The organism is Providencia sp. PROV205 (genome assembly GCF_028479505.1).
Taxonomy (GTDB): domain Bacteria; phylum Pseudomonadota; class Gammaproteobacteria; order Enterobacterales; family Enterobacteriaceae; genus Providencia; species Providencia huaxiensis.
The window spans coordinates 1-25,805 of the sequence record NZ_JAMPNU010000033.1; the positions used below are offsets into that span (position 1 = coordinate 1).

At 40.3% G+C, this 25,805-nt stretch carries 23 protein-coding genes; 10 read left to right on the forward strand and 13 right to left on the reverse strand.

The genetic code is table 11. The annotated features are described in order from the left end of the window. From PR800_RS17525 to ybbA, 3 genes are all read right to left on the reverse strand, one after another. A partial coding sequence (locus tag PR800_RS17525; protein ID WP_272531199.1) for an esterase-like activity of phytase family protein occupies positions 1 to 1,134 on the reverse strand: 1,134 nt, incomplete at its 3' end. 235 nt (positions 1,135 to 1,369) lie between these two features. Beyond that, positions 1,370 to 3,814, reverse strand: coding sequence for a putative ABC transporter permease subunit YbbP (ybbP, locus tag PR800_RS17530; RefSeq protein WP_195697604.1), 2,445 nt, complete (start codon positions 3,812 to 3,814; stop codon positions 1,370 to 1,372). Beyond that, positions 3,811 to 4,497, reverse strand: coding sequence for a putative ABC transporter ATP-binding protein YbbA (gene ybbA / locus PR800_RS17535; protein WP_102139374.1), 687 nt, complete (start codon positions 4,495 to 4,497; stop codon positions 3,811 to 3,813). Before ybbA ends, ybbP begins: the two co-directional genes overlap by 4 nt. Between ybbA and tesA the strand changes: the two genes are divergently transcribed. The 5 genes from tesA to PR800_RS17560 all read left to right on the forward strand — a co-directional run bounded on the left by tesA (position 4,465) and on the right by PR800_RS17560 (position 8,355). Beyond that, positions 4,465 to 5,106: a multifunctional acyl-CoA thioesterase I/protease I/lysophospholipase L1 gene (gene tesA, locus PR800_RS17540; RefSeq protein WP_102139375.1), complete on the forward strand. Its 642-nt coding sequence runs from the start codon at positions 4,465 to 4,467 to the stop codon at positions 5,104 to 5,106. The two genes, ybbA and tesA, sit on opposite strands and share 33 nt — an antisense overlap. A gap of 78 nt (positions 5,107 to 5,184) precedes the next feature. Then, the gene (locus tag PR800_RS17545; protein WP_102139376.1) at positions 5,185 to 5,988 is read left to right on the forward strand and encodes an SDR family oxidoreductase; all 804 of its coding nucleotides are present in this window, start codon (positions 5,185 to 5,187) and stop codon (positions 5,986 to 5,988) included. A 75-nt stretch (positions 5,989 to 6,063) separates the two neighbouring features. Next, the gene (locus tag PR800_RS17550; protein WP_195697607.1) at positions 6,064 to 6,921 is read left to right on the forward strand and encodes a co-chaperone YbbN; all 858 of its coding nucleotides are present in this window, start codon (positions 6,064 to 6,066) and stop codon (positions 6,919 to 6,921) included. A gap of 13 nt (positions 6,922 to 6,934) precedes the next feature. Beyond that, positions 6,935 to 7,879 (forward strand): SPFH domain-containing protein, encoded by a 945-nt coding sequence (locus tag PR800_RS17555; protein WP_004260315.1) that lies wholly within the window; start codon positions 6,935 to 6,937, stop codon positions 7,877 to 7,879. Continuing rightward, positions 7,876 to 8,355 carry an NfeD family protein gene (locus tag PR800_RS17560; protein ID WP_166265643.1) on the forward strand — a complete coding sequence of 160 codons (480 nt, stop codon included), beginning with the start codon at positions 7,876 to 7,878 and terminating at the stop codon, positions 8,353 to 8,355. Before PR800_RS17555 ends, PR800_RS17560 begins: the two co-directional genes overlap by 4 nt. Here PR800_RS17560 and cueR read toward each other — a convergent pair. After that, positions 8,309 to 8,719 (reverse strand): Cu(I)-responsive transcriptional regulator, encoded by a 411-nt coding sequence (gene cueR / locus PR800_RS17565; protein ID WP_094960975.1) that lies wholly within the window; start codon positions 8,717 to 8,719, stop codon positions 8,309 to 8,311. The genes PR800_RS17560 and cueR overlap by 47 nt on opposite strands. A 119-nt stretch (positions 8,720 to 8,838) precedes the next feature. On the opposite strand from cueR, the gene copA reads away from it, so the two are divergent. Continuing rightward, positions 8,839 to 11,772 (forward strand): copper-exporting P-type ATPase CopA, encoded by a 2,934-nt coding sequence (copA, locus tag PR800_RS17570; RefSeq protein WP_272531200.1) that lies wholly within the window; start codon positions 8,839 to 8,841, stop codon positions 11,770 to 11,772. Between the two features lie 104 nt (positions 11,773 to 11,876). Here the strand turns inward: copA and PR800_RS17575 are convergent, their stop codons facing one another. The 8 genes from PR800_RS17575 to PR800_RS17610 are packed head-to-tail and all read right to left on the reverse strand — an operon-like array spanning position 11,877 to position 20,691. Further along, the gene (locus PR800_RS17575; RefSeq protein WP_166265649.1) at positions 11,877 to 13,508 is read right to left on the reverse strand and encodes a sodium/sugar symporter; all 1,632 of its coding nucleotides are present in this window, start codon (positions 13,506 to 13,508) and stop codon (positions 11,877 to 11,879) included. A gap of 15 nt (positions 13,509 to 13,523) precedes the next feature. Continuing rightward, on the reverse strand, positions 13,524 to 14,282 hold the full coding sequence (locus PR800_RS17580) for an SDR family NAD(P)-dependent oxidoreductase (protein ID WP_166265652.1): 759 nt from the start codon (positions 14,280 to 14,282) through the stop codon (positions 13,524 to 13,526). Between the two features lie 34 nt (positions 14,283 to 14,316). After that, complete coding sequence (locus PR800_RS17585) at positions 14,317 to 15,663, reverse strand: MFS transporter (RefSeq protein WP_166265655.1); 1,347 nt, start codon at positions 15,661 to 15,663, stop codon at positions 14,317 to 14,319. Between the two features lies 1 nt (position 15,664). Then, entirely contained in the window at positions 15,665 to 16,582 is a 918-nt protein-coding gene (locus PR800_RS17590) for a dihydrodipicolinate synthase family protein (protein ID WP_166265658.1), read from the reverse strand. Further along, complete coding sequence (gene ilvD / locus PR800_RS17595) at positions 16,582 to 18,288, reverse strand: dihydroxy-acid dehydratase (RefSeq protein WP_166265661.1); 1,707 nt, start codon at positions 18,286 to 18,288, stop codon at positions 16,582 to 16,584. Before ilvD ends, PR800_RS17590 begins: the two co-directional genes overlap by 1 nt. 18 nt (positions 18,289 to 18,306) lie before the next feature. Further along, complete coding sequence (locus PR800_RS17600; RefSeq protein WP_272531201.1) at positions 18,307 to 19,167, reverse strand: SMP-30/gluconolactonase/LRE family protein; 861 nt, start codon at positions 19,165 to 19,167, stop codon at positions 18,307 to 18,309. Next, positions 19,167 to 19,811: a 2-dehydro-3-deoxy-6-phosphogalactonate aldolase gene (locus PR800_RS17605; protein ID WP_166265667.1), complete on the reverse strand. Its 645-nt coding sequence runs from the start codon at positions 19,809 to 19,811 to the stop codon at positions 19,167 to 19,169. The genes PR800_RS17600 and PR800_RS17605 overlap by 1 nt, the downstream gene beginning before the upstream one ends. 1 nt (position 19,812) lies before the next feature. Next, on the reverse strand, positions 19,813 to 20,691 hold the full coding sequence (locus PR800_RS17610; RefSeq protein ID WP_206275919.1) for a 2-dehydro-3-deoxygalactonokinase: 879 nt from the start codon (positions 20,689 to 20,691) through the stop codon (positions 19,813 to 19,815). Between the two features lie 340 nt (positions 20,692 to 21,031). On the opposite strand from PR800_RS17610, the gene PR800_RS17615 reads away from it, so the two are divergent. The 4 genes from PR800_RS17615 to ybaK all read left to right on the forward strand — a co-directional run bounded on the left by PR800_RS17615 (position 21,032) and on the right by ybaK (position 24,024). Beyond that, the gene (locus PR800_RS17615) at positions 21,032 to 21,766 is read left to right on the forward strand and encodes a FadR/GntR family transcriptional regulator (RefSeq protein ID WP_166265674.1); all 735 of its coding nucleotides are present in this window, start codon (positions 21,032 to 21,034) and stop codon (positions 21,764 to 21,766) included. Positions 21,767 to 21,967: 201 nt separating this feature from the next. Further along, positions 21,968 to 22,549 carry an HdeD family acid-resistance protein gene (locus PR800_RS17620; RefSeq protein ID WP_166265677.1) on the forward strand — a complete coding sequence of 194 codons (582 nt, stop codon included), beginning with the start codon at positions 21,968 to 21,970 and terminating at the stop codon, positions 22,547 to 22,549. 157 nt (positions 22,550 to 22,706) lie between these two features. Next, on the forward strand, positions 22,707 to 23,507 hold the full coding sequence (locus PR800_RS17625; protein WP_272531202.1) for a TraB/GumN family protein: 801 nt from the start codon (positions 22,707 to 22,709) through the stop codon (positions 23,505 to 23,507). A gap of 43 nt (positions 23,508 to 23,550) precedes the next feature. Next, positions 23,551 to 24,024: a Cys-tRNA(Pro)/Cys-tRNA(Cys) deacylase YbaK gene (gene ybaK / locus PR800_RS17630; RefSeq protein ID WP_272531203.1), complete on the forward strand. Its 474-nt coding sequence runs from the start codon at positions 23,551 to 23,553 to the stop codon at positions 24,022 to 24,024. A gap of 95 nt (positions 24,025 to 24,119) precedes the next feature. Here ybaK and ushA read toward each other — a convergent pair whose 3' ends face one another. Beyond that, entirely contained in the window at positions 24,120 to 25,790 is a 1,671-nt protein-coding gene (gene ushA / locus PR800_RS17635) for a bifunctional UDP-sugar hydrolase/5'-nucleotidase UshA (RefSeq protein ID WP_166265680.1), read from the reverse strand. Between the last annotated feature and the right edge of the window lie 15 nt (positions 25,791 to 25,805).

Sequence of the window (25,805 nt, forward strand, 5' to 3'; positions counted from 1 at the left end):
CTTATCTACGGCTTTCCCTACGTTGCTATCTGAAAATTCAATACGATATACACGCTTGAATTTAGCTAAATGACTAAAGCAATTTTCAGTATTACTGTTTCCCGCCGTGCAGGCTTTATCTGCTGTACCTTCACCATTATCACGCTCAATGATTAGGCCGTGGGTATCATCAATAAGATTGAAATCACCAATGGCATTTTGATTGTCTTCAAAGGCATACAACCAGCTTCTACCCGTCCAATCTTGCTTTTTCACATCAAACTCAAGAATACGTGCTGCGCGTTTACCATCAACATTTTCATAATCTTGCTTGTCATCAAGCCAAATCGCACCTTCTAGCATTGGGTAGAGCTTAGAACCGTCTGGTGATGACGCCATACCTTCAAAACCTTTCGAACGGTTGACTTGGAAATTCACTTTATCAGCAGGTTTACCCGGTGTTGTGATTTGGTAGTGATCAGGAGAAACAACTTTCTTTCCATCTACTTGTGTTTCAAACAAGGCTAATACCTTGCCATCCAAATCCATTTTGATTAGATAAGGGCCAAACTCATCGCCAACCCATAGAGCACCACCTGCAAATTGAAAGCTTTCAGGGTCAAAATCACTTCCTGTTAAATAGCGTTCTTTTGTACTCTCATTCGTAATATGAAAAGGAATAATTTTATCGGGGTCATGGAAGAAAACCGTTTTTAATGGCGTTGTATTACCTGATTGAAAATCAATATCATATTGAGTGACATACAACATAGAATCAGGGGAATTTACTTTATTACCGAATCCATTGTCGGTTAAAACCCAGTAAGTGCCATCCACCATGCTTTTGATACCCGAGTGCCCTTGCTGTGGCTGGCCTTTAATTGGAATATGCATTCCTGTTGGGCGATCTGCAGATTTACCTTCCACTTTCCCTAAACTATCAACACGAGCGCCAGTGGTAAATTTACCACTCACTTGCATGTCTGAAGGTGCATTTTCGGGGGAAGAAACCGTTGAATTAACTGGAAGAATGGAGTGCCCCGCTAACGTTGCGGTCACTTCTTGTTGTGCAAACCCTGTGATGCTAAATGAAATTAAACTAGCCAATAAAGATAACGAGCCCAGCTTACGTTTAATCGAATGGTTATTCTGCATTGTTATGTTTCCATTATAAGGCTATCAATAATTGATGGCGGAATCATAACGTCGATGAATGAAGCTTTTATGAAGGATTAGAGACAGTTATTTTACTGAAAAACAAGTTGTTTTTATAATGTTCAATAAATAGTGGCATTAAGATATTTCCCTAACACCACTATATTCTAAATAATTCGAGTTGCAGCTAGCTGAACGTAATCAACAACGCTGCAACTTGAAGTATGACGAGTATTTAACCATTCAAACGACGGTGCTGACTCCCCGTCCCTAATAAACGTAACCCCAACCAACCACCACAAATGGATAGTAAGAAAGCCGCGCTTAAGGGTAATAGCACCCACATACTCCACTCAGGTTGCCAAGGGAAATCAAACACTTTACTTTGCAACAACCATAAAGCAATTTCTGCCCCAAATGCCGCGGCAAGCCCTGCCATTAAGCCAAGTAATGCAAATTCGCTCCACAGGGTTCGACGCATCAATTTTTTACTGGCTCCCAGAGTTCGGTACACCACTAATTCACGTTCCCGTTGGCTCATACCGACTTGAATTTGAGCCAATAATAGCAACAGCCCACAAAAAATAACCAGCACTACCATCACCTCAAGGGCTTGGCTCACTTGCTGAAGAATTTGCTGGATTTGGGTGATAATTGCACCGGTGTCGAGCACATTAATGGTTGGGTAATGGCGGCTAAGTTGCGTTAATAGCTGCCCATCGCCTTCATAGTGGAAGCTGCTCAACCAAGTGGCCGGCATCTGAGAAAGGCTTTCTTCAGAGAAAATAAAATAGAAGTTTGGTCGTAGGCTTTCCCAATCAACCGTACGAATACTACTAACTGTTGCACTAAAGACCTGGGCCCCTGCGTTAAATGTGAGTTTATCACCTAATTTCAACCCAAGCTCTTTAACGACCGTTTGTTCAATCGAGACTTCACCTGCTTTTGGTGGCCAAGTTCCTTTATCAACCACATTAGCTGGCGCTAAATCAGATTGCCAAGTTAGGCTCAATTCACGTCGCACCGTATTATTATTTGGATCACGTTGATCGGCCCATTCAATTGCTGACTGGTCATTAATATCGGTTAAGCGCGCTAACACCACAGGGTTGAACTCGGTGGGTTTCACGTCAAACTCAGCCAATAGCTTGGTGACAGGCTCAAGCTGTGACTGGTTCATATTGATCAAAAAATAGTTCGGGCTATCTGCGGGTAACTGTTGCTGCCAACGGTCAAGCAAATCACCACGCACTAAAATTAGCAGCGCCAACAACATAAATGACAGCGAAAATGCACTCATTTGTGTGATGGTTTGTAACGGCTGGCGCAATAGGCGACTAACGGATAAACGCAAACTTAATTGGCGAAACTTAATATGACGCAGCCCCCATAAGCCAACCCAACCAATCAGCGCAAGTAGAATGGCAACCACGACAATACCGGCCAAAATTGACCACAACAGAGGGTTAACGCCAGCAAACACAAATAAGCCGCCAACCACAATTAAAATAACAATTGGCAGATAATAATATAGCGGCCAAACGGGTGATTTGGCATCTTCACGTAATACCCTTGAAGGCTGTGTTGCCATCAGTTGGTAATAGGGGCGGCTGCCAACAATTATCGCAATAATAAATAATGTACCGATCGCCCAAACCCAAGGCATTAAACTTGCAGGCGGCAATTCCTTCGGCAACATAGCCCCTAAGATTTGCATTAAAATGCCTTCAAAAGCCAAACCTAATAATGAGCCGAGTAAAGCCGCAGCAATTAAAATCACTAACCACTGCCCAATAATCCACTGACGTAATGCGCTACGCCCTGCCCCTAAGGTTTTTAATACTGCAATTAATTGATGGCGGCTACGGCAGTAATGCGTCATTGAAACCACAACCGCAGCAATGGCTAGCAGCAGGGTTAATAAAACTGACAACAATAAAAACTGTTGGGCACGTTGGAAGGTTTTCCCCACTGCACCGTTATTTTCGCTTAACGTAAACCAACGCTGATCATTTCGTAGGTCTTGGTCATATTTTTGTTGAAATACATCAATAAGCTGGCGATCGCCGGCAAACATGTCGCGATAAGTTAACCGGCTGCCTAATTGAATTGCCCCTGTTAATGGTGCATCTTCAATTGCTATCAATACTCTTGGCGCAATCTGGAATGGGTTAAAACCGCTGTCAGGCTCTTGAATTAGTTTACCCGAAACTTTTAGCGTCGCATCTCCGATATCAATGTTATCCCCTACATTGAGGTTCAATAATTCTAATAACCGTGGTGCGACTAATATCTCCCCTTTTGTCGGGGTTACCCCAGCCGGTTCTGTGATGAGCTCGCCATATAATGGATATGCCTTATCCGCTGCTTTCACTAACACCAGTTGTGGCCGAGCGTCTTCATCTTCCGTCGCATAAGCCATGGTAGAAAATGATATTTGCTGGCTTAGCGTTAACCCCTCTTTTTGGGCCTCTTGTAACCATGCAGGGTCGCTTGGGTGAGAAGATCGTAAAACTAAGTCACCCGCTAATAGCTCACGGCTTTGGTAGCTCATGCTATTTTCAATGCGATCGCTAATTCGCCCTAAAGCCAGTACACAAGCAACCGCAAGGGTAAGCGCAAGCCAAACAATCAATAACGAGGGTGTTTTCCATTCACGCCAAAACCAACGCCAAATCATACTTCTTCCCTCAACTGCCCATCGACCAAGCGCAAGCGGCGTTGGCAGCGTGCAGCCAGCTCGTTATCGTGGGTAACTAAAATCAAGGTTGTTCCATGCTCTTTGTTCATATCAAACAGTAAATCTGCAATTTTATCCCCGGTGTGGCGATCGAGATTCCCCGTTGGTTCATCGGCAAATAAAATCTGTGGGCGGCCATTAAAGGCACGAGCAAGTGCAACACGCTGCTGCTCACCCCCTGACAACTGTGGTGGCATATGTTTTAGGCGATCTTTTAAGCCTAAATCCGTCAATAAACTTGCCGCGTGTTGGTAGCTTTCAGACTCAGATTCACCACGTAACAAAGAAGGAAGTTGCACATTTTCAATAGCATTTAAGGTTGGGATCAACATAAAGGATTGGAACACAAAACCGACACTTTGTGCCCGTAAACGTGCCCGTTGTTCTTCGTCCATTTTAGTAAGGTCTTGGCCTAATAAATTAACCGTTCCGCTTGAGCCGTCATCCAACCCCGCAATAATCCCTAACAAGGTTGATTTCCCCGAACCTGACTCCCCAATTAAAGCAATTGTTTGCCCGGACTCGACAATTAGCTCAACACCTTGCAATATAGTCAGTTCATGTTCACCTTGACCAACACGTTTAATGAGATGATGAACTTCAAGAATATTATTCGCCGACATATATTGGTATTTCTCCTGTTACTGACTGCAAGTGGGCACGCACTTGCGTCAACTAAGCTATTAATCTTAGGTGATAGCCTAAGTGCAGGCTACCGTTTACCGGCTGAGCAGGCTTGGGCCTCCTTGCTTGCCGAACGTTGGCAGAAACTTTCCCCACCCGTTGCTATTGTTAACGGTAGTATTAGTGGAAATACCTCTGCACAGGGGTTAGAACGCCTTTCCGTTTTACTCGAACAAAACAAACCTAACTGGGTATTGATCGAATTAGGTGCAAATGATGGCTTACAAGGTCTCCCTGTAGAGCAACTCGAAGATAATTTACAGCAAATTATCGATCAAATCGTGCAATCGGGTGCGAAACCGCTCTTAATGCAAATTCGCATTCCACCTAACTATGGCAAACGTTATACGACAAGTTTCGAAAAAGTCTATCCGAAATTGGCGCAAAGTAATCAAATTCCATTACTCCCGTTTTATATGGAAACCGTGATAACTAAGCCTGAATGGATACAACAAGATGGTATTCACCCTACCGTTGAAGCCCAGCCATCCATTGCTGATTTTATGGAAAAACAGCTTTTCGAACACATTTTACCGTCTAGTAAATAAAACAGACGTTAAACAAGGGTATTAAAACGCTCTTTTATACCCGAAATAGATTCAGCTGCATGAAACCAAGGTAAAGTTATGCAAACATCGGCACGAAACAAAAAATCAGTCCTAGTCACAGGTGCATCAAGCGGTATTGGCTTTTGTGCTGCACAGACACTTCGGCAGCGTGGCTACCATGTGATTGTTGCTTGCCGTAAAGAAAGCGATATTTTGCGCCTAAAAGAGCTAGGTTATGACACGGTATCCCTTGACCTCGATGATAAGAATAGCATAGAAACCGCGGCTAAAACGGTGCTAACACTCTGTAATCATCGCCTTTTCGGTTTATTCAATAACGCTGGTTTTGGGGTGTATGGCCCGTTAAATAGCGTCAGCCGTGAACAACTTGAAGCACAATTTTCCACTAACTTTTTTGGTGTTCACCAGTTAACCTTTTTGCTATTACCTGCAATGCTAGCGCACCATGAAGGGCGAATTATCCAAACTAGTTCAGTGATGGGGGTAATTTCAACCCCCGGTCGTGGCGCTTATGCTGCCAGCAAATACGCGCTGGAAGCATGGTCCGATGCGCTACGCTTAGAATTGGTAGGAACAGGGGTGAAAGTGAGTTTAATTGAACCGGGCCCGATCCATACGGCTTTTACTCAAAATGTTGAACAAACACAAAAAGATAAACCCGTTAAAAACCCAGGTATTGCTTCACGTTTCACCTTAACACCAGAACATGTGGTAGAAAAACTGATCCATGCGTTAGAAAGCCCCCGCCCAAAAGTACGCTATTCTGTCACGTTATTAACCGTCGCTGTGCGTATCTTAAAACGTATTCTACCTGACAAAATAATGGATAAAATACTGGCAAATCAGGGGAAAAAAGCTTGAAAAAAGCAAAATCAGCCCCACTTTATTACTATTGCTCACAAATTCTATTGATAACAAATTCAAAAGAGACTTCTTATGTTTGCTAACGCTCAGATAATTGATATTAACGAAACGAACCTACACCAAGTCATTGAACAATCAATGAACTTACCCGTCATGTTTTACTTTTGGTCACCGCGTAGCCCTCATTGCCAAGATTTCGGTACCATGTTGGAAAAAATTGCCAACGACTACGCAGGGTCATTTATTTTAGCTAAAGTTAATTGTGATGAAGAACAAATGATCGCAAGCCAGTTTGGCTTAAAAGCGATCCCTACTGTGTATGTATTGCAAAATGGTCGCCCTGTTGATGGCTTTGAAGGGCCACAACCAGAAGAAGTGGTATTGGAAATTTTAGCTCGTGTGCTGCCAAGCCCAGAAGAAATGAAAGCAGCACAAGCTGCTGAATTAATAGCAGAAGGTAAAATACAAGAAGCACTGCCACTGCTAAAAGAAGCGCATCAGCTGAACCCCAAAAATAGCGATATCACATTATTATTAGCAGAAACCCAAATTGGTTTAAATCTCGTTGATGACGCACAAGCTACTTTAGAAGCTGTCCCATTACAGGATAAAGACAGTCGCTACCAAGGTTTAATCGCACAAATTGAATTATTAAAGCAAGCTGCGGACACCCCTGAAATTCAACAATTGCAAGATGAATTCAATCAAAATCCGCAAAATACAACGTTAGCGGTTCAATTAGCCCTAAAACTGCATGAAGTAAACCGCAACGAAGAAGCGCTGGAAATGTTATTCGGTTTTTTACGTACCGACTTGGGTGCAGGTGACGGCGCAGTAAGAAAAACCATGATGGATATTATGTCTGCAATGGGTACTGGTGACGCCATTGCCAGTAAATACCGTCGCCAAGTATATTCATTACTTTACTAATTAAGGGTTAAATATGGACTTGTTCGCCTTTGGTGCAATACCGATTATCATTTTTGTCGCTGTCGTTATTGTTTTTACCTGTGTTAAAACAGTACCTCAAGGCTTCCAATGGACGGTTGAGCGCTTCGGTCGCTATACCCGTACGCTACAACCGGGCTTGCATATTATTGTGCCATTTATGGACAAAATTGGCCGTCGTATCAATATGATGGAACAAGTCCTTGATATCCCATCTCAAGAAGTTATTTCTCGTGATAATGCCAACGTCACGATTGATGCCGTCTGCTTTATCCAAGTCGTTGACCCAGTACGTGCTGCCTATGAAGTCAGTAACCTTGAGCTTTCAGTCCTGAATTTGACGATGACCAATATTCGTACCGTATTAGGTTCCATGGAACTGGACGAAATGTTGTCACAACGTGATTCCATTAATAGCCGTTTGTTGCACGTGGTGGATGAAGCAACCAACCCTTGGGGTGTCAAAATTACCCGTATCGAAATTCGTGACGTGAAACCACCAAAAGAATTGATTAGTGCGATGAATGCTCAGATGAAGGCTGAACGTACTAAACGTGCCGATATTCTTGAAGCCGAAGGGATCCGCCAAGCGGCAATTTTGAAAGCTGAAGGTGAAAAACAGTCACAAATTCTCAAAGCCGAAGGGGAACGTCAGTCGGCATTTTTACAAGCCGAAGCGCGTGAAAGAGCCGCGGAAGCGGAAGCAAAAGCGACACAAATGGTATCTGAAGCGATCGCCGCTGGGGATATGCAAGCAATTAACTACTTTGTGGCGCAAAAATACACCGATGCACTGACCAGTATTGGTTCTGCCGAAAACAGCAAAGTCATCATGATGCCATTAGAAGCCAGTAATTTAATGGGCGCAATTGGTGGGATCACTGAACTAATCGGCGAAAGCAAGAAAACCAGTGCCATGAAAAAGCAGGTAAAAGAATGATAGAGCTTATCAGTGCTCAACCCGCATGGTTTTGGCTGTGTCTTGGTGGGCTATTACTGATTGGTGAACTTCTTGGAACCGCAGGCTACCTTTTATGGTCGGGTATTGCGGCGGTACTTGTTGGGGTTATCGTTTGGGCTCTACCATTCATCGGTTGGGAGTGGCAAGGGGTCTTGTTTGCTATTTTTACCGTGGTCTCCGCTGTTTTATGGCGAAAATGGTTGAGTAATAGGCAAAAAAACAAGGCTGATAACGTCAACCAAATTAGCCATCAACTCATCGGTGTTAAAGGCCGTTTGTTGTCAGATACTGAAGAAGGTTTTAGCCGTGTACGCCTTGCTGATGGCAGTTGGCGTGTCTATAGCGACACGCCATTAAGTGCCAACACCGAAGTCGTCGTCATCGCAGTAGACGGCATCACCTTGCAGGTTAAGCCTTCGCATGGTGACAACACCCACGCGCCAAGTGGTCAATAATCGGGCAATCTGCACCATCATCCCCAGGGCACACGTCCACAAGCTCTTGTAATGTATCTCGAATGGCAGACAATTTAACGATTGTCTGCTCTATTTCATTTATCTTGGCTATCGTTGTCGTTTTTACATCTGCGCTATGTCTGGTTGGATTACGAAACAAACCTAATAGTTCGCCACATTCATCCAAGGTAAAACCCACATCTTTTGCCTGTTTGAGCAATACAAGTTCGTTTAAATGACGTTCTTGATAATAACGGTAGCTATTTTCCCCTCTTTCAGGGGGGGTAATTAGCCCTTTGTCTTCATAAAAACGAATAGCTTTTGCAGTTAGGCCAGTTTTTTTGGCAATTTCACTAATATTCATAATTCCTCTTGACCTTAACCTTGCTGGAAGGTGTAACCTTTGTTCATTGTCGAATTATAGACCTAATTGTAGATAAAGTTATAGACCCAATACATCAAACGGGTTTTGGAGGCTGCAAAATGAGTAACATGATTATTTTAAAATTACAGGGACTAAGCTGCATGCATTGTGTCGGTTCAGTCACTAAAGCGCTCGAAGGGCGTGGCGATGTCGCTAACTTAAAAGTCACTATCGATTATGCCGTGATGGAAAGTGATGCCAATGTCGCTGACTTAATTAAAACCATCGTTGATGCAGGTTATGAAGCTGAAGTGGCTAACACTCCAGATACCGAGTTACAGCTCTCCGGCCTCAATTGTATGAAATGTGCAGGTAAAACACAAAAAGCTCTCGAAGAGGTTGACGGTGTCGCTGCCGCTGTTGTCGATACCACCAGCGCCAAAGTGTACGGTTCAGCTGATGCACAAGCGTTAATCGCAGCCGTTCAACAAGCGGGCTATAACGCAGAAATTGCCCAAACTAAGGCGATCACTTTAGCCCTTTCGGGTCTAAGTTGCATGAAATGTGCCGCTAAAACGCAGCAAGCGCTAGAAGCCGTTGACGGCGTTGATAGCGCAACTGTCGATACCCAAACCGCTGTTGTCCATGGTACCGCATCCGCAGAAGCCTTAATTGCGGCAGTTCAAGCCGCTGGCTACCAAGCTACAGAGGAGGGATCTCACCCAAAAACTGAGCCGCTGAGTACCACAACTGAACAGCCGGAAGCTGATTCAGCGGCAATCTGTGAGATCCCGGCACAAGAGTCTGATTTAGGTGAACAACCTGAAATTAGCCCAATGGATGACAGTGTACAGTTACTGCTTGATGGCATGACCTGTGCCAGTTGTGTCAATAAAGTTCAAAAAGCCTTAAATAGCGTACCGGGTGTTGAAAATGCACGAGTCAACTTAGCTGAGCGTAGCGCTTTAGTCACCGGAACCGCTGAACCTAATGATTTAATCGATGCTGTTGTCAAAGCAGGTTATGGCGCAGAGATCATTCAAGATGAAGCCAAGCGTCGTGAGCGCCAACAAGAAGTTGCTCAAGCTAATATGCATCGCTTCCGTTGGCAATCAGCATTAGCACTTGCCCTTGGTATCCCTGTGATGGTGTGGGGGATGATGGGCGATAACATGGTGCTGACTGAGCAAAACCATACCATCTGGCTCACCATAGGTGTATTAACCCTTGCAGTCATGGTATTTGCAGGTGGGCACTTTTATCGCAATGCATGGCAAAGCCTGAAAAATGGCAGTGCCACTATGGATACCTTAGTTGCGTTAGGAACAGGAGCAGCTTGGCTCTATTCTATTGTGGTGAATATTTGGCCTGAATGGTTCCCTGACCAAGCCAGACACCTTTATTATGAAGCCAGTGCCATGATCATCGGTCTTATCAACCTAGGTCACGCCTTAGAGCAACGCGCTCGCCAGCGCTCATCAAAAGCTCTTGAACGTTTGCTAGATTTGACGCCACCAACAGCACGTGTTGTCACAGAGCAAGGCGAAGTGGATATGCCACTGGAGCAAGTCAAAAAAGGGATGGTTTTACGCTTAGCAACCGGTGACCGTGTGCCTGTTGATGGTGAAATTATCGAAGGCGAGGTCTGGCTAGACGAAGCCATGCTAACCGGTGAGCCGATCCCACAGCAAAAGAGTAAAGGGGATCAAGTCCATGCCGGAACCGTGGTACAAGATGGTACCGTACTATTTCGTGCCGCTGCTGTCGGTAGCCAAACGACTTTAGCACGAATTATCCACCTTGTTCGCCAAGCACAAAGTAGTAAACCACAAATTGGCCAGCTTGCTGACCGAATTTCAGCCGTGTTTGTCCCCATTGTTGTGGGTATTGCCTTAATTTCAGGTGCTATTTGGTACTTTGTTGGGCCTGCACCACAAATTACTTACGCACTCGTTATCACAACAACCGTATTAATTATTGCGTGTCCTTGTGCGCTAGGCCTTGCAACACCAATGTCGATTATTTCTGGCGTGGGCCGAGCAGCTGAGTTTGGCGTGTTAGTACGCGATGCGGATGCATTACAGCAAGCCAGTGAATTAGATACTATTGTATTTGATAAAACAGGTACATTGACTGAAGGAATGCCTCAAGTTACAGATATCCATGTGTTTAATGGGTTCGAACAAGACACCGCCTTACAGTATGCCGCTTCATTAGAAAATGGCTCTAATCACCCACTAGCTCGCGCTGTTTTAAATCGCGCAAAAGGTTTAACGCTGCCGGCTAATGAACAGTTTAGAACCTTAGCTGGGTTAGGTATTAGTGCAATAATTAACGGCCAAACTATTTTGTTAGGTAACCAAAAACTGTTAGCGCAAAATAATGTTGATACCCGTGACGTGGAAGAAACGCTACACCAACAAGCGACTCAAGGCGTAACCCCTGTATTGCTAGCTATTGATGGAAAAGTTGCTGCGCTATTATCTATCCGTGACCCATTACGTGAAGACAGCATAAGTGCGCTGGCGCGTTTACATAAACAAGGTTTCCGTTTAGTCATGTTAACCGGAGACAACCCAGTAACCGCCAATGCGATAGCCAAAGAAGCGGGTATTGATGAAGTGATTGCAGGCGTCATGCCAGACGGAAAATCCGCTGCAATTGAAGCCTTACAAGCCAAAGGCCACAAAGTGGCGATGGTCGGTGATGGTATCAATGATGCCCCTGCTCTAGCCCGAGCTGACGTTGGTATTGCGATGGGTGGCGGTAGTGATATCGCGATTGAGACCGCATCCATTACCTTAATGCGCCAAAGCTTACATGGCGTTGCCGATGCAGTGTCTATTTCAAAAGGAACACTGCGTAACATGAAGCAAAACCTATTTGGTGCCTTTGTTTATAACACATTAGGCATTCCAATCGCGGCGGGTATTTTATACCCAATTACGGGGACTTTACTTAACCCTGTTGTTGCAGGTGCAGCAATGGCCTTATCATCCATTACCGTGGTCAGTAACGCCAACCGCTTATTACGCTTTAAACCTGAGAAATAATGGCTAACTTATTTATATTTCGTTGCCTATGCTAATAAATAGCATATAAAAGGGCCTCAAATTGCTGAGGCCCTTTATATTAAGAGTATCTAATACTACGGAAATTACCAAAAAACTGCATATAGCATAGCGAAGATAATAAAGATGGCATATGACGAGATATTAAATGCTGCACTCGTTTTAAATTCTTTCGCGGTCAATATAATCGCTTTCGGATCATCATCGCCTGTATTATTTGTTAAACTCACTACGAAAATACAAACAATAGTAAACAGAAATGTATATAGCATTTGATCTAAGAATGGCATACCGAATGGCATCAGCTTCAGGAATAAAGCGAATGGAATTGATAGAACTACTCCCCAAATAGCGCCTTTAGATGTTGCTTTCTTCCAGTATATCCCTAATAAAAAGACCGCTAAAATACCAGGACTGACTAAACCTGTATATTCTTGGATATACTGAAATGCTTGCCCTAGATTTTTCAGTAATGGTGCAATAAAGCTCGCAATAATTAATGAAATAATTGCAGAGAAACGACCGACATTAACTAAAACTTTTTGGCTAGCTTTAGGCGCAATGTACTCTTTATAGATATCCATCGTAAATATTGTCGCGATAGAGTTAAGCATTGAAGCTAATGAAGAGACAATTGCTGCAGTTAAAGCTGCAAATACAAGTCCTTTAACACCTGCGGGTAAAAATTGAGCTAACCATGGGTAAGCTTTATCCGCTTGTTCAAAACTTGGTAAATTAAATGTCGCATACTCTCCTAATCCTGCCAATAAAGCAGGGTCATTTACAATAACATAAGCCGCAATTCCCGGTATAACCACAATGATAGGCAATAAGAATTTAATAAATGCGGCAAAAACTAATCCTTTTTGCGCTTCATTTGTGGATTTAGCAGCTAATGCTCTTTGAATAATATATTGATTAAATCCAAAATAGTACAAGTTAGCGACCCATAATCCCCCAAGTAAAACAGCGATACCTGGTAAATTTTCAAATTGCGGATGGTCTTTACTAAGGATCATTTCAAAATGCTCTGGTGCCGCTTGCGTTAATTGACCTAATCCTGAAAAAAAGCCTTGTTCTCCACCAATATAGTCTATCGCTAAAAATGCAGTTAAAAAACCGCCAAGGATAAGAACAAAAACTTGAACGACGTCAGTCCATGCTACAGCAGATAACCCACCATAAACTGAATAGACGACAGCAAATATTGATAATCCTGCAATCGCATACATCATTGGAACATTTAGAATAGTTTCTAATGCTAATGCACCTAAGTATAATACTGAGGTTAAATTCACAAAAACAAATAACCCTATCCAGAAAATAGCTAGAATTGTTTTTAACGATTTATTGTAACGTTTCTCAACAAACTCCGGTATTGTATAAATTCCTTCTTTTAAAAAAATTGGTAATATAAATTTAGCAACAACCACTAACCCTATCGCAGCAATCCATTCATATGCTGAAATCGCTAATCCAATTGAAAAACCAGAACCGGACATACCGATAAATTGCTCTGCAGATATATTCGCTGCAATTATTGAGGCACCAATAGCCCACCAAGGTAGACTTTTACTTGCAAGGAAATAATCTTCAGTCGTTTTTGTTTGACCATTTTTAGTTCTGGAGACCCATAAACCAATTCCAATAATAACAATCGCATAAGTAATAAAAATCACATAATCTAATGTACTTAAACCAATTATTTCTGTGTTCATAGTGTATTCTCCACACTAATCTTGCATAACGGCACTACGACCGCCATCAATTAAAATAGTTGTCCCTGCAATAAAACCAGCATCACTACTCGATAAAAATAAACAAAGCTTGCCCACCTCTTCCGGCTTACCGATTCGCTTAACACAGTGTTTATTTTCAATTTCTTGGCGTGCTTTACGTGAATCCGCAAAAGAATCAAAATAGGTTTGATTACCTTCTGTATCAATAAAACCCGGTGCAATACCGACTGTTCTTATTGTGGGTCCCCAATTTAACATTAAGCTTTGAACGAGAGATAGAAGAGCCCCTTTGCTTATATTGTAGGGTGCACATTCTGGTAATGTGTGATACGCGTGATTAGATGTAATAATAATAATTACACCATTACTTTTTTCTAATGACGGCTTGAATGCTTTAGCCATTCTCCAATGTGATTTTAAATTCAAGTCAAAATTGTGATCCCAATCTTCTTCGTCACAATCAATACCTTTGAATATATTTTTTCCTGCATTTGAAACTAAAACGTTAATTGTTCCAAATTTTTCACTTACCATTTTTGAAAAGTTTGTAATTTCATTTTTTTTAGAAACATCAACTTCATAATAAAAAAAACTATCAGTGTACTTTTCTGTTAAGAGAGAAATATTTTTATTTTTGGGTTCACAAGCGCATCCAATGACAATATCTCCATTCTTCAAATACGTCTCACAAATACTATAGCCAATACCTTGACTGACGCCAGTAACAACAACAACTCTAGAATTATTATTCATATTAAGATACCTGTTCTATCTTTTGCTATGTTTATTAATTATTTTTTATTTCAGGATTAACTAATTTAGCTGGAATGAGAAATATCAACGGTGCACATAAAGCTAAAAAACCGGCTAATATAAGTAACCCGATACCAGAACTACCTGTTAAATCATTTAACCATCCTAAAACCGTCGGCCCAAAAAAACCTGCCAGATTTCCAACCGAATTAACTAACGCTATACCAGCAGCTGCAGCAGTTCCTGAGAAAATTGCACCCGGTAAACTAATATAAGTAGGAATTAGAGCTAAAGTTCCTGAGATAGCAACACAGATCCAAAACATCATTGCTATTGTCGAACCTTCATTTAAAGAACTAAAGACTAACCCTATAGAACCTAATATCGCTGGAATAGCAATATGCCAACGTCTCTCTTTTTTAAGATCTGAGTGATAGCTGTTCCACAACATAAATATAGAACCAAACAAATAAGGTAATGCCGCTATAAAACCAATTGATAAGTCATCAGTTATCCCAGACGATTTAATTATGGATGGCAACCAAAAATTAATTCCATAATAACCAATGTTAAAACTAAAGAAAATTAGTGATAATAGCCAAACATACTTGTTTTTTAACAAATCTTTCAGACTAGCAGCGACTTTTCCATCACTGTTTTTTTTCTTTTGTTCTCCATCTTTTTTTAGATCATCTTGTATGACCAATTTCTCTTCATCTGTTAGCCATTTTGCTGACTTAACATCGTTATCTAAATATTTTAAAACAACAAATGCCAATAAAAATGAAGGTATTGCTTCAACTAAGAAAAGCCATTGCCAGTTATACCAGGGCCCAACACCATCAAACATCTTTAAAATAAAACCTGATAATGGACTACCTAAAATTGTCGATAAAGGCGTTACTAATATAAATAGCCCCAATGTTTTAGCTGAACGCCATGATGGAAACCATAGCGTCAAATAGAACACAATCCCAGGAAAGAACCCTGCTTCCGCAACACCTAATAAAAAACGGACAACGTAAAATTGAGTCGGCGTTTGAACAAACATAGTTAGTGCAGATAATATTGACCAGCTGACCATTATTCTAGCGATCCAAAATCTCGCACCATATCGCTGCATTAATAAGTTGCTAGGCACTTCAAATAAAAAATAGCCAATAAAAAATATACCAGCACCGAGCCCATAAACTGTATTACTAAAGCTAAGGTCCTCCTGCATATGTAATTTTGCGAAACCAACATTCACTCTATCTAGGTAGGCAAAAAAATAACATAGAACAAGAAAAGGAATTAACCTAAATATAACTTTTCTATAAACCTTATCTTTTTCTTTCTCTATTATTTTATCATTTTCAGAAATCAGTGATGAATTACCCATATCACCCTCCACCGTTAATTGGCGTTAAGTTAAACTCATTCATAAATTCAGCGATTGTTTTCATGTCATCATTATTAAGTGAATAATTAGGTCTTCGACAATAATCACTTTTTAAAATCCCTCTTTTGTTTAGAATTGTTTTTTCTACTTGAATAATATATTCGCAATGTGTCATCCATTGATTAATATATTTCAATAATCGTCCATGTAGCTTTTGCGCTTTATCTTTCTCTTTATTTACCCAAAGACGATATATTTCGACATAAATTTCCGAGAAAGAACACCCTGGCATTACACCTTTCCCACCAATATCTAGCATGTCAAGCATATATAGACCTGCATAGCCGTTAAGCACTACAGCATCAGGTACATAGCTCAAAAATTCTTGGGTATATTCTGTCGGAGGGTTACATTCTATTTTGAAAACCGCATTAGGATAAATTTCACTCCACTGTGCCATTTTTGATGGCGTAATGAGAAACCCTGTTTCATTAGGAGCATATTGCAACATAACAGGAATTGATACTGATTCTAATACCTCTTGAATATGCTTCTCGACGGCGGCTTGAGATGGGTTCAAAAAAAAGGGAGGAAGTAGCATCAGAGCATCCGCACCAAGCTGTTCATATTTTTTGGCTCTTTTAATTGCATTTTCAGTTGAGTGATCAGTGACCGATAATGCCTTATAAAAATTAACCTCTGATTGATTAAGATAAATATCCGCTAATAAATCACGTTCATAATCATTAAATTTAGCAAATTCACTTGCAACGCCAAATAGCGTTGCACCATTAACACCAATCGAATTTAAATAAGAAATAATGTTAGAAAAACCCTGTTCATCTATTTCACCATATCTATCAAATGGTGCTGCAATAATTGGATTAACACCAATTATGTCATTAACTTGATATTTCATTACAGATCCTCATCGTCAATAAATATAGCGCCAAGAGCTGCTGAAGAAGTACTTTTTCGATATAAACGTAAAAAACCACGAGGGACTTCTTTGTGAACTGGAATCCAGTGTTGCTTTCTTGAATCTAAAATTTCATCTGACACTTTTAGTGATATTTGTCGATTAGGAATATCTATAACTATAGAGTCACCATCTTCAATTAAACCAATAATTCCCCCTTCTACAGCCTCAGGAGACATATGACCAACAAACAAACCTCGATTAGAGCCTGAAAATCTTCCATCTGTAATTAATGCACAACTGTCTGATAAATTCATACCTTCTAGTAATTTCATTGGTAGGTACATTTCAGGCATGCCTGGACCACCTTTTGGCCCCTCATAACGTAGGACAAGAACGCTACCTGGTTTTACTTGACCATTCATAATTGCATCAACAGATTCTTGTTCACTATTAAAAGTGATTGCTTTACCTTCGAAAAACATCAAGTTTTCAGGAACCGCAGCAGGTTTAACCACACAACCTAGAGGCGACAAATTACCCGTCAGAACTGCAATTCCTGACTCTTTGCGCACAGGATCACTCAATGTTTTTATGACTTCTGGGCGTGTTGTCTTCATATTTCTGGCTAACAAAGCACCTTTTTCTTCACCATCAACAGTCATTGTGTCTGAAAATAAAATAGATGAAATTTCATGCTCGACTGCAGGAACGCCACCAGCTTCCCAATAATCAATCATGTCGTGCTCTGATGCGGGATATAAAGCAGATACTAGAGGAACTTTATAACTCAATTCATCAAATGATTTTAAAGGCAAGTGCCCTAGCCCTGCTTCATAATGAATCGCTTGTAAGTGAAGAATGGCATTCGTTGACCCGCCTGTTGCCAATAGGTAAGCCATTGCATTATGTATGGATTTCTTATTAATAATTTGACGTGCGGTGATATCTTTCAGTACTAAAGAAACTATCTTTTTTCCTGACTCAATAGCAATCAACCTACGCTCCTTCGACACCGCAGGCAACGTGCTACCACCAGATAAAGACATCCCCATCGCTTCTGCAATGCAGCACATCGTATTCGCTGTACCATACATTGTGCATGAACCAGGCCCAGGCTCTGCGATATTTTCTATATGTTCAAATTCTGCTTCATCGATTAACCCTTGTTTTTTCCACCCAATAGCTTCCGTTATAATGTTTCCGTCCCAATGTTTTCCTTTATATTCAGCTGGATACATTGGTCCACCATTAACAAGGATCGCAGGAACATCTAAACGCGCTGCGGCCATTAGCATGGCTGGAACTATCTTGTCACAAGAACCGAGTAGCACCATTCCATCAAATCGATGCGCCCTCATCATGCATTCAATAGAAGCGGTGATAACTTCACGGGATGCTAAGACATAACGCATACCAAAATGCCCTTCAGCAATACCATCACAAGGCGCGATAGTACCGAAAACCATACCAACACCGCCTCCTTCATCGATCCCTTTTAATACATTTTCGGTAAGTTCATTAAGATTAACGTGGCCCGCCGTTGCATTGGTGTAGCTATTAACGACCGCAATAACTGGGCGTTTTAATTGTTCTGTTGTATGGCCACTCGCTTTATATAAAGCTCGTTTTAAGGCCCCACTGTCTCCTTGTAAACTAGGATTAAAGTGTGTATTACAAGAAGAACACCCTCCACAATTACTCATTTTTTTCTCCATCAATTTTTACAGTACAAATGTGTTACTAGGTTGACCAATAAAACTTGTTTTAATGGAAGTTACCCTTCCATCATTTGTAGTTATTTTTTTTAACCCGTCATAAGCAGAAGTTACATAAAGGGTTGATTGGTCAATTCCTGAAAATATACAACTCGTTGGTTGAGAGGAACCAACTATTATTTTTCCTATTAATTGCATTGAATTATTCAAATCGTATAAAGCAAGACATTTATCTCCCCAGCAAGCATTAATTAAAATACCTTCTTTGGTTAGAGCCGAACCATCTGCAATATAATTAACTGGATACTCTTTAATCTCATTTGTGTTTAAATCTTTTCGATAAAAAACTTTACGCCCTGAGTCTGCAAACCAAAATCCACCGCCAAACCACTGCATAGTATTAGGGATAAGTAAATTAGAATGAATACAGTTCAATTCCTTTCTTTTAACATTGAACTCATAAATCCTACCTATAGGATTATTGGCATTTTTATCCATCACACTGATAAAAATATTTCCATCAGGTGAAATTTGGCATTCATTAGTTCTTATTCCTTCATTGTTAAACTCAAATTCAAAGTAAATACTCAACTCTTTAGTCTTATAATTTAAAACATAAACTCCATTGATATTAATCAAAATAAAAAAATTTTTTATGTTCGTTGGTAAAACGGCACTCGTTAATATTGGAATATCCTGTATTTCTATAACATCACTTAAATCAGGATAAAACCGAAATAATTTCCCTTTTTTAATATCAACCCAAAGTAGCGAATTAGTGTGATGACACCAAATTGGTGACTCACCCAATTCAGCTTGAGGGCTTCTTATAACTTTAGTATCAAATGCAAAAATACTTTTTGGCATTATCGATTATTCCATGCATCTATTAATTTATCTGCATTTTTCAAGACTTCCTCAACGCTCATTGTTGGCTTATATAGGCTTCCGCCAATACCGAATCCATTAGCCCCTGATTCTATATAAGCATTTAATTGATTAGAGTCCGCAGAGATCCCTCCAACTGGAAAATATAAGCCTTTTTTAGGCAGAACAGTTAACATTGCACTAAGTACTTTTGGTGTTATCATATCTGCGGGATAAAATTTTAAAATATCTGCACCATATTCTATTGCATTAAAAGCTTCAGTCACTGTGTAAACGCCCGGGCAACTAATCATTTGTAGATCTTTAGTTTTTCGAACAACATCTTCATTCAAATTAGGTGAGATAATAATTTCCCCACCAATATCTTTGATTTTTTGAACCTGTTCTATTTTGAGAACAGTTCCTGCACCTATAGTTGCTTGATTACCAAATTCTTTAATTAATAACTCAATAACTTCATATGCATAATCAGTATTCAAGGGCACTTCTATATATTTTATCCCCTTATCAATCAAACCACTACAAACTGGAATTGCATGTTCTACCGTTAACCCTCTCAATATAGCAATGAATGGGTACTTATTATTACTCCAATGTACTTCGAACTCTGTTCCATTTTTCATTTTAATTACCTAATTGATTAATTAATTTAAATGCACCTTTTAGAAAACACCCATTACCAGATACATATTCCATATTTAGGCCAAAGTATTTACCTGCAACGATATATTTTTCACCTAATGACTCATTTGTAATTACCCATATTTTATTTTCATACTCTACATTTTTTAATTCAATTCCAATTAAAATACCTGACAAATAACTGCCAACAAATTCAGCAGGTATTTCTTTATTTAATTGTTTAGTTCTGGCAGAGAAAATTAAATGTGTAAATGGAATATTTTCCTTAGATTTTTCGATTCCTGTTAAGAAATACTTTTCATTATCAATCTGTTTTGGCAATCCTTTACCAATCATTGATGAGTTTATTAATAAGGAGTAGAGCTCCCCTGTCATAAAGCTAGTAAACGTTTTTATTTCACCGTGGGAAATAACGCTGTGTTTACTATGTGTTCCTGGCAGAATTGCATAAGTATCTGCACTGTCTGCTAATCCAAGTAATTGGGTTTCTTCTCCACGCATAACATCTGGTAATGCATACTGGCTTAAATTTTGAATACCTGGAACAATCCACGCTTTACTACCCCAGTATGTGGTTAATTCTTTCAGTGACTCGGCTAACCCCTTTGCGGTTATTGGTACTTCTTGATATGGAACTTCATACCAACCTTTTTGGGAGCCAACCATTCCTGCTAATAAAATAGGAAGGTTCCCTTTCGATGTTAGCCAATGCTCAATATTACGGTATAAAACAACATCAAATTGGTTTTCAGTAACGGATAAAATTCCTTCAGTTCCAATAACCTCATCAATGATTTCATCTTTTTTCATTAAAAAAGCACGAAAATTTGTAGTACCCCAATCCACCGCAATCCAATACACTTTGTCCACCTCAATCTTGTAATACAAGTTAATGTAATTTGTATCACATGATTTTATTGTGTCAACTAGGTGAAAATAAGAAAAAAATAATAATCATTTGATAATGTTGAATTTATTGGTATTTACGGAGGGATTAGTTTTTGTTATTTGTTATCTACGTCTACTTTTTTGTAAGTATCAACCTCACCTTACAGTAAAAAATAAACCGTATAACTGGCGGTAGAATCTATATCAGTTACGTTATTTTAGTCACACGAACAAAGATCAGCAGGCAGTTGAACGCCAATCATGATAGATTGTTACAGTCATCAATATTACATCAAAATAAGGTTTTAATTTAATGGCCGAGCCTCAGCAAACATTAGCTCAATCGATTATGCAACAAATCGGGATGCAAATTATTCTTGGGTATTATAAAGATAATATGCTACCTGGTGAAAATGAGCTCGCACAACAATTTTCCGCATCAAGAACATCAATTCGCAATGCACTACAGCAACTTTCCAGTAAAGGGCTTATCTCTATTCAGCCAAAGAAAAGAAGTGTTATTAATCCAAGGGATGAATGGAATTTTCTTGATTACGACCTACTTAAATGGGTTGGCAAAGCAGGAGTTTCTCCTGAACTATTCAAACAACTCGTTGTATTAAGGCTCATGTTTGAACCTAATGCTTCCGCACTAGCTGCCAGCTTTGCTACAGGAGCAGATTTAGCAGACCTAGAGAAAGCCTGGTTTTTAATGCAAAAAGGCCATGAGCAAGATTCTTTGGCTTTATTCGAACAAGGTGATATTGACTTCCATTACGCATTACTCAAAGCCTGTCATAATCCTTTTTTATTTTCAATCGGGAATGCCATCCAAGAAGCACTCATTTTGTCGTTCAAACATACGCAAGAAAAAAGTGCGAGGGAAACAACCGAGTCAGTTAAAATGCATAAATTATTGTTTGATGCGATCCGCTTAAAAGACAGCCATAATGCAAAAAAACTGATGAAAGAAATTATTTTAACTGCTGCGACTCGCCATTTCCCAAATTTAGATCAAGAAAAATATTTAGATATTTTAGATCGTTAACTAAATTAACCATAATATTGGTAGTTAGCAGATTCTATTTACGCTACACATGACTCTCTGTGTTATTTAAAGTATAAAAAATGATGCAAATCTACACGAAGACAACTAAAGCTGATTAAATTTATACTAACTAAGATGTTATTATGTGAAAGCTAAGCCTATACTTATAAATAGTTAGTTATTTAATATTTGGAGTACAAAATGCTTAATATTGATCGTGAGAAACTCGCCAAACTTGCGGGAGAAGAGTTTAAAAAACAACGCACCTTTCTGGTGATCTTATCCATTTTACTGTTAGCTGGTGGGCTTTTTTGTATTATCAACCCGATGATCTCCGGTATTGCCGTCAGTACAGTACTGGGTGTATTGCTGATTATTGGCGGTGTTGGTGCGATAGTCAGCATCTTGAGTACGGTGATTTATACTGGTTGGTCACGGTTATTTGGTTTTGTTATTGGTCTTATTTATATTATTGTCGGCTACTCGTTTATTAAAGATCCGTTACAAAGTTTAGTGGCGTTGGCTATTTTGGTGGCCGCGTTATTTATTGTTGGTGGGGTGATCCGGCTCTATGTCGGCTTCCAACAAATTAGCTCAGCGGGTGGCTGGTTACAAATCATCATTGGGCTGTTAGATTTCTTTATTGCCTATTTACTCATCGGTAATGGTCCAATTACATCAATTACCTTACTGACAACACTAATTGGGATCGAAATGGTGTTTAGTTCCTTTAGCTTATTCGCTTTACTCAGTGTATTTAAAGGCATTAGTAAGAATAACTAACCCTATGATGCCCCTTTATTAGGGGCATTTTTTTACTTTGTCTCGCCTCCACGAAAAAATCAGTCAGCTAAAAAATGCGTAATCGGTGATGAGCATTCGCAAATTGCGGCAAGATTGTTTAACCTAGTAAAATGAGAAATAGCGCAGGGACGAAATCGTGGGCAAACTGATTGAAAATTTAAAAAACTGGCTTCATACGGAAACTGCTCCAGTTTACCCTTACCCTGCGGTTGATATTCGGCTATCAAAAAACCTTAAATTGCACGTTGTGGGGAGTATCCATATGGGAACAGAGAATATGTTTCCTTTGTCTGCCACATTATTAGATAAACTTAATTTCGCAGATGCCTTAATTGTTGAAGCAGATATCACTGAAACTCACTCCCCATTTCCTAATGATGTAGCAGAGCATCTTCCTGTAGAACAGCGGTTAACCGATGATGAATATCATCTTTTTCAACAATATTGTTTAGAGCTCCGCCAATCCCCCGAACGCTTTGATACCTTACCCTCATGGCAAATCGCCCTGATCTTGCAAGCGACCCAAGCTCAAGAGCTAGGGCTCAGAGGCCATTATGGTATTGACTACCAACTTATCCGTAATGCGCAATCACAACTCAAACCAGTTATTGAGTTAGAAGGAACCGCCTCTCAAGTTGAATTGCTGCTTTCTTTGCCTAATAATGGGTTAGCGTTGTTACAAGACTCATTGAACCACTGGCGTGAAAATGCGCGCTCGCTACAGACAATGATAAGCTGGTGGCTAGATTACCAACCCAATAACCGCACGGCTTTACCTAATACCTTTAGCGAAGACATTTACCAAGTATTGATGAAGCAACGAAATGCGAATTGGAGTGAGCAGCTTAAATCACTTCCTGATGGTAACTATGTTGTCGCTGTTGGTGCATTACATCTGTTTGGTGAAAATAGTCTGGTAGAATATTTGCGAAATTAAGCTATAAGTTATAAAGCTATAAGTTATAAATAGAAGGCTCAAAATGACCCCAGCCGTGAAATTACTCGAAAAACAAAAAATTTCCTTCACTTTACATCCTTATGACCACGACCCAAATGAAAGTAACTTTGGTGATGAAGCAGTACGAAAACTTGGGTTAGATGCCAAACAGGTGTTTAAAACCTTATTGGTTGCGCTCAATGGTGATCAAAAAACGTTAGCCGTCGCTGTTACACCTGTTTCAGGGCAATTAGATTTAAAACAGGTCGCCAAAGTGTTTAAAGTCAAAAAAGTTGAAATGGCAGATCCACAAATAGCCCAAAAGACTACTGGGTATTTACTTGGTGGCATTAGTCCATTAGGCCAAAAAAAACGCCTGCCAACGGTAATTGACGACCAAGCTCAGCAATATGCCACACTGTTTATTTCAGGTGGAAAGCGTGGATTAGATATTGAACTTGCTCCTAACGATCTCGCAAAAGTACTGAATGCAACCTTCGCTGAAATACGTAAATAGCACTAAACCATGATGGTACTGGTGGCTGTTAAATCACCTTTAGCTAAAAAAGCCCCACCGCGAGCGGTGAGGCTTTCAAGGTAATAATGATTTAATTATTTATTATTATAAATAATCTCACCTTTTGGCTCATAGTCTGCCGCTTTCAGTGGAGAGTGTTTTTCAATATATCCTTTGAGCACTTCCGCATCGACAAAGCCGGTATTAACGTAATTAGGGTGGTTGTCAATTTTCGGGTAACCGTCACCACCAATCGCATTAAAATTCAACGTTGCCATACGATAGGTTTTCGCTGGGTCAACAGGCTTACCATCAATTTTGACATCACTGATCGTGCCATCTTTATTCAGCGTTAAGTTCACATTGTAGAACTGGCCATATGCACCTGCATCCGGTTTCATATTCGCAACTGCGGTCAGGTATGGGATAACTTCATCACCTTTGAAATCCACATAAACTAACTCATTGGCAAATGGCTGAACTTTAAGAACATCTTTATAAGTGATATCGCCACTTTCGATAGAGTCACGAACACCGCCACCACTCATGATCGCGAAGTCAGCTCCTGCACGTTCTTTCTGTGCAGCTAACAGAAGGTGCCCCATATTGGTTTGTACAAAACGCACTTTGCTGCGATCGCCTTCGAGTTTGCCTTCAACAGATCCCACTTTAACACTCAGTTGCTTGTCACCTTTTTCTTGATAAGGTGTCAATAATTTCATCATGTCAGGGTTGTGAGCAATTTCTTGCGTATAGTAAACTCGCTCGCTCGTTCCATCTTCTTTTGTCACTTTTTTCTTCAAGTTAATAGGAATTAACTGGTAGTGCTTGAGCGTAAACTTGCCGTTTTTAAACTCAAAATCCGCACGACCAACATATTTACCCCATTCATGAGCTTGAACAATCCAAGTCCCATTTTGGTTATCTGGCGCACACGGCGTACCTGGTACATAGTCTTCTTGTTTGTAGTTTTTCTTTTCTTGAGACATACAAACAGGGTCTTGTGAGTGACCACCCACTATCATATCTAAATAGCCAGCCGGTAAGCTGCGCGCCATTTCGACATCGCCAGGGGCATTGGAGCCATGATTGCCATCGTCATAGTGGCCCATATGCGTTGCTGCGATGATAATATCTGGTTTTTCTGTTGCGCGGAGCTCTTCAACCACTTTTTTAGCTTCATCCGCAGGCACACGGAATTCAACATCAGGGAAGTTAGCAGGGTTACCGATACGTACAGTATCGTCAGTTGTCAGCCCCATCACTGCAATTTTTACACCTTGTTTATCAAAAACTTGATAAGGCTTGAAAAGACGTTTGCCTGTGCTGCTTTGATAAATATTGGCGGATAAAAACGGAAAGGTTGCCCACTTTTCTTGCTGACGCAGCGTTTCAAGCGGGTTATCAAACTCATGGTTCCCTAATGCCATCGCATCGTAACCCACTAAGTTCATTCCTTTAAAATCGGGTTCTGCATCTTGTAAATCAGACTCTGGTACACCGGTATTAATATCACCACCAGAGAGCAGTAAAACACTACCACCTTGCTTAGCGACTTCGTCACGAATTTCATCAACCACCGTTTTTTGCGCGGCTAAACCATATTCGCCATGGTCGTTGTGCCAGAAATGGCCGTGATGGTCATTGGTATGTAGAATGGTAATATTGTATGTTTTGTCTTTTTCCCACGCATTTGCCATAGTTGCGGGTATTAACGCTAACGATACCGTTAATGCGCATGCGGATGCCTTAAATGCAAACTTCATACATTTCTCCCTGCT

What these genes read in the sequence shown, in the direction of transcription:
- PR800_RS17615 (WP_166265674.1), top strand. Translation starts at nt 21,032, where the DNA reads ATGGCCGAGCCTCAGCAAACATTAGCTCAATCGATTATGCAACAAATC.
- ybbP (WP_195697604.1), bottom strand. Translation starts at nt 3,814, where the DNA reads ATGATTTGGCGTTGGTTTTGGCGTGAATGGAAAACACCCTCGTTATTG.
- PR800_RS17620 (WP_166265677.1), top strand. Translation starts at nt 21,968, where the DNA reads ATGCTTAATATTGATCGTGAGAAACTCGCCAAACTTGCGGGAGAAGAG.
- tesA (WP_102139375.1), top strand. Translation starts at nt 4,465, where the DNA reads ATGATGAACTTCAAGAATATTATTCGCCGACATATATTGGTATTTCTC.
- PR800_RS17555 (WP_004260315.1), top strand. Translation starts at nt 6,935, where the DNA reads ATGGACTTGTTCGCCTTTGGTGCAATACCGATTATCATTTTTGTCGCT.
- PR800_RS17585 (WP_166265655.1), bottom strand. Translation starts at nt 15,663, where the DNA reads ATGGGTAATTCATCACTGATTTCTGAAAATGATAAAATAATAGAGAAA.
- copA (WP_272531200.1), top strand. Translation starts at nt 8,839, where the DNA reads ATGAGTAACATGATTATTTTAAAATTACAGGGACTAAGCTGCATGCAT.
- ushA (WP_166265680.1), bottom strand. Translation starts at nt 25,790, where the DNA reads ATGAAGTTTGCATTTAAGGCATCCGCATGCGCATTAACGGTATCGTTA.
- PR800_RS17580 (WP_166265652.1), bottom strand. Translation starts at nt 14,282, where the DNA reads ATGAATAATAATTCTAGAGTTGTTGTTGTTACTGGCGTCAGTCAAGGT.
- PR800_RS17600 (WP_272531201.1), bottom strand. Translation starts at nt 19,167, where the DNA reads ATGCCAAAAAGTATTTTTGCATTTGATACTAAAGTTATAAGAAGCCCT.
- ybbA (WP_102139374.1), bottom strand. Translation starts at nt 4,497, where the DNA reads ATGTCGGCGAATAATATTCTTGAAGTTCATCATCTCATTAAACGTGTT.
- PR800_RS17560 (WP_166265643.1), top strand. Translation starts at nt 7,876, where the DNA reads ATGATAGAGCTTATCAGTGCTCAACCCGCATGGTTTTGGCTGTGTCTT.
- PR800_RS17545 (WP_102139376.1), top strand. Translation starts at nt 5,185, where the DNA reads ATGCAAACATCGGCACGAAACAAAAAATCAGTCCTAGTCACAGGTGCA.
- PR800_RS17550 (WP_195697607.1), top strand. Translation starts at nt 6,064, where the DNA reads ATGTTTGCTAACGCTCAGATAATTGATATTAACGAAACGAACCTACAC.
- cueR (WP_094960975.1), bottom strand. Translation starts at nt 8,719, where the DNA reads ATGAATATTAGTGAAATTGCCAAAAAAACTGGCCTAACTGCAAAAGCT.
- ybaK (WP_272531203.1), top strand. Translation starts at nt 23,551, where the DNA reads ATGACCCCAGCCGTGAAATTACTCGAAAAACAAAAAATTTCCTTCACT.
- PR800_RS17605 (WP_166265667.1), bottom strand. Translation starts at nt 19,811, where the DNA reads ATGAAAAATGGAACAGAGTTCGAAGTACATTGGAGTAATAATAAGTAC.
- ilvD (WP_166265661.1), bottom strand. Translation starts at nt 18,288, where the DNA reads ATGAGTAATTGTGGAGGGTGTTCTTCTTGTAATACACACTTTAATCCT.
- PR800_RS17590 (WP_166265658.1), bottom strand. Translation starts at nt 16,582, where the DNA reads ATGAAATATCAAGTTAATGACATAATTGGTGTTAATCCAATTATTGCA.
- PR800_RS17575 (WP_166265649.1), bottom strand. Translation starts at nt 13,508, where the DNA reads ATGAACACAGAAATAATTGGTTTAAGTACATTAGATTATGTGATTTTT.